The organism is Pedobacter segetis, from assembly GCF_016623585.1.
Lineage (GTDB): Bacteria > Bacteroidota > Bacteroidia > Sphingobacteriales > Sphingobacteriaceae > Pseudopedobacter > Pseudopedobacter segetis.
Window position 1 is genome coordinate 1 of sequence record NZ_JAEHFY010000043.1, and the last position, 3,788, is coordinate 3,788.

At 34.7% G+C, this 3,788-nt stretch carries 2 protein-coding genes; both read right to left on the reverse strand.

Annotated elements, in window-relative coordinates:
• Nucleotides 1-344: 344 nt before the first annotated feature.
• Nucleotides 345-1,433, reverse strand: coding sequence for a restriction endonuclease subunit S (locus tag I5M32_RS16390; RefSeq protein WP_262895607.1), 1,089 nt, complete (start codon nt 1,431-1,433; stop codon nt 345-347).
• Between the two features lie 20 nt (nt 1,434-1,453).
• Nucleotides 1,454-3,499, reverse strand: a complete 2,046-nt coding sequence (locus tag I5M32_RS16395) for an HsdM family class I SAM-dependent methyltransferase (RefSeq protein WP_200588235.1) — start codon at nt 3,497-3,499, stop codon at nt 1,454-1,456.
• Nucleotides 3,500-3,788: the final 289 nt, after the last annotated feature.

Genomic DNA, 3,788 nt, shown 5'->3' on the forward strand with positions numbered 1-3,788 from the left:
AGTGAACACCTTTGTCGGTCAAAAGTCGGATTATATTTTTGGTCTGTTCTGTTGTCATAGCATTACCGCTAACGGTTCTCGGCTTTGCGAAGTGGCGGATTTTCAGTACAAATGTTCAATTGAAAAACTGAACTTGAACCTTGCACTAAACCGTCATAGAAGCACGAAACCCGCCATTTTGCAAAACCGATGTTAGCGGTTCGGTGTTCTTTTTTGTCAGTCGTTATATCAATTTTTTGCTGCATTGTTTTTTGTCAGTGCGTTGGGTAGGCAAGCTCTTTTGCAGGTTTTGGTTTGTGTGTTGGCTTGTGCGACCTGCAAATGTGCTTGACTACTGCGTTGGGCTATTGTTCCATTAATATTTTTTCTTCTTGTTTCTTTTGTTGAACGTATAAAACAACGTCTTTAATTACCAATTTATGAATTGCGGAAATTACAGTTTCCATTGTTTCATAATCTGGTTTGTCGTCTTTAACTGGTAATGAAAAGTCTAATACGTCAGCATCTTTGGCGTAAAAGTTTCTTCCGTAGTTAAATTGTCCGTTGTATGATGATTTATGAATTGCAGAAGTCACAAAAATAGATGCGTACTTTGGCAAATTGTCTGTATGTACAACTGCAATATGGTCGTCTCCGCCATATTTGTAATTTCTGTATTTCGCAGAACCAAACATATCAATTGTTGTCGTGTTGGCTGAAAATACAGTTACATTATTACCAATAAAATCTGAAACTCCTTCGTCTGTTTCTCCTGCTGTTACAAATGGTAATGTACCCGAAATTCTGTCTGCACTTTTAAGTCTTTTTCCACGAGTTGATTTTCCAAACAAGTTTTCAAGATTGAATCGTTGCCATTTCAAATCTTTAAAATTTTCTATTGCTTGTTTTTCTTTAGATGTCAGTTCGAAGTTTCTAATTTCATTCTCGATAAGGTAATTTTCAACTTTTGAAATTCTTTCAAATTCTATACTTGAAATAATTCTTCGTATAAACTCAAAATCTATTTTACCATTTTTAGTTGGCAATAAGATTTTTGTTTTATTCATTTCAGCACGATTAAATTTATTGCCATAATCATACTTCTTTGCGGTTGAAATTCTACTTGCAGCTATAATGGCACTTGCAATTGATTTGTTGAACGGAGTAAACTTTGGCACTAAATGTTGGATGTGAGAATATCCAATAAAATCTTTTTCTTGATAAAACATTGTGTCTGCTCCCATAGTGGTGTCCGAACAAGTAAGAGTATTACCCTTGTTGTTCGCATCTAAGTTAGAGAATCCCATTATTCCATTCTCTGTTGATGAATTAGAAACCATTGGCACTTTGCCGTTTTTACTCAATATTTCTTCGTTTTCTAATTTATACCATTTTGTTGGGTTGATATTAAATAAATCACCCAATTCGTAAACACCCCACTTAACGTTTTTCAGTTCTTCGTTAAGTGGGGTATCTACTTTCCCAAGTTATCAACGTTTTGATGTTTTAGAATTACGCCTATCTCCCAAGCTAAATATTCACCTACTGTTTTCTTAAAATCTTTTAAAGTTGGTTTGGTATCAATTGGAGATGATTGATTCCAATCTGCACCGTTATTTGGGTCAATTGAACCTTCATAATATTCTCTATCAGTAAATATTTTAAGTTTACTTTTTCCAAAACGAACCAAATCAACAACTTCTTGATAACGCTCTTTGGCTTGGTCTGTGTCTTTAAGATTGTTACTTGATTTTTTTCGGTTAGCTCTGGTGTAGCCATCATTTGAAAAGTCAATGAACTTTACAACATCATCTTTGTGGTGCTTTTCATTTACTTTGAAAACATAAATGTTAGTATTTACACTTGATTTACCGATAAATATGTCTACGGGCATTTTAATACTCGCCAAAAGTGTATGTTTTGCTAAAATTCTTTTATTGTAATCAATTGCTTTACCTGAACCTGATGAATTTTGAATAATAATGGCTGCATAACCTTTATTCATCATTCCTAATGCCTTTTCAACGAAGTTCATTCCGTTTCCTAAAGCTGAATAAGGTGGATTTAAAATGAATGCGTCCGCAGGGAATTTGCTGTCAGTTTTTCCAAAACCATATTTTCCGTCAAAGTCTTTAATTGAGTCAATGTTCAAAATGTTTGAACTACCGTCTCCCATTAAAATCATATTTAAAATCGCCAACATATACACACTTGAAAGCAACTCTAAACCGAGCAATTGCTCGGTTTTAATTTTGATTTCTTTTTGTGTTAGCTCTTGTGGCGATTTAATATTTTGCCTTGCATCATTAAGCATTTCGTTCATTGCAGCAACCAATAAACCTGCTGAACCTGTCGCAAAATCCCACACATAAGAGTCTTTATTTACTCTCGCAAGTTTTACTAATAAATTTGCAACGTATGAAGGAGTTAATACTACATCATTCAATTTGTCTTGGGAAAAACCAAGCCAACCATACATTTCATTGAATAGTTTCCCTGTAAAGTCGGTTGTCAAGCCAATTTTGTAATAAATCCCTAAGTCGTCAACAATTTTGGTAAATACCCTTTTTAGTTGGCTTTCTCCGTTTTCGACTTTGTTGATGTTTTCAGTTGTTAGCGTGTTTTCTAAAGTTCTAAGGATTAGATTTTTCTTTTCAACTGGAATTTCCTTGTTATCTAAAAACGCCTTGATTTTTCTAACAATGATGTCTCCGTCCTTGTTGCCAATTTCGGTTGAGGATTTTAAATCTGATTTTTCAAGCGGTGCAACTTTTCCTGGTATTCCAAGGGTTGCAATTATTGAAGCTGCAACAAGATAAACACGGTCGTTTTCTCCTAAACCTTTTTCATTTTGGTAAATGTCATTATTAAGTTTTACTAGGCAAAGGTCAATTTCCTTTTCTCGTTGTTCTTTAAGTCTGTCGAGTTCTTCTGGTGTTAGTTGCAAGGTTTTTACCTTGTCAATAAAACTGTCAAAGTTTTTCGGGTCTAAAAATGAAAAGTCTGTGTATTCACCAACTTTTTGTCCTGCACCAAGATTGCTTTTAGAAACATAGTAAACACCAATTGTATGATGAATTTTCCCTGTTTCATCTTTGTGTCCTGTCATACCAATTGCTATAATATCGATATAGCTTGTATGATGTAGTAAAGCATTTGCGTAATGAACTGCACCGTTTACCGCATAAGAATTGATGTTCTTAAAGTTCGGTTCGTTTTTGGAAGTTCTGTTTTCAACTTGTCCGTCAGAGTCAAGTTTTACTAATTTGTCTTTGTAGCCTTTGTATTCAATAAGAATAGGGAAGTACTCTAAATATTTATTTTGTAACAAGATTTTGGCATCAGGTCTGTTTGCACCTGTCCCGCCATTTTTTGAGTAATAGTCTGATAATGCTTTGTCTATTTCTGCATTTACAGATTCTTGTTCAAGTTTGTAAGGAAGTTTATATGATTTAAGCCAACCATTTGCAAGGTCGGCTATGTTTGGTTCAATTGATTGTACTGTCGTCTTTATTTTCATTTTTCTATTCTCTGTGATATATATAAAAGTTCAAAGATAAAATCTTCTGTCGGTGCGTTGGCAAGAAAACAGCTCTTTTGCAAGCCGAAGGGTCGGCTTTTGTGTCGGGGCTTGCAAATGTGCTGTTTTGTGCGTTGGCATTTTTTCTTGTCTTTATGCAGCAAAAATTATCTTGTCATTCTGTTGGTTGTGTCGTCTTTTACACTGACCGCTAACGTTTTGCAGGTTTGAGAATTTGCGGTATTGCTTGCAGAACCAATGTCGCACCCCACAAAACTAAATGAAAAGA

Excerpts from the sequence above, each read along its gene's own strand:
- I5M32_RS16395 (WP_200588235.1), bottom strand. The coding sequence starts at position 3,499 with ATGAAAATAAAGACGACAGTACAATCAATTGAACCAAACATAGCCGAC.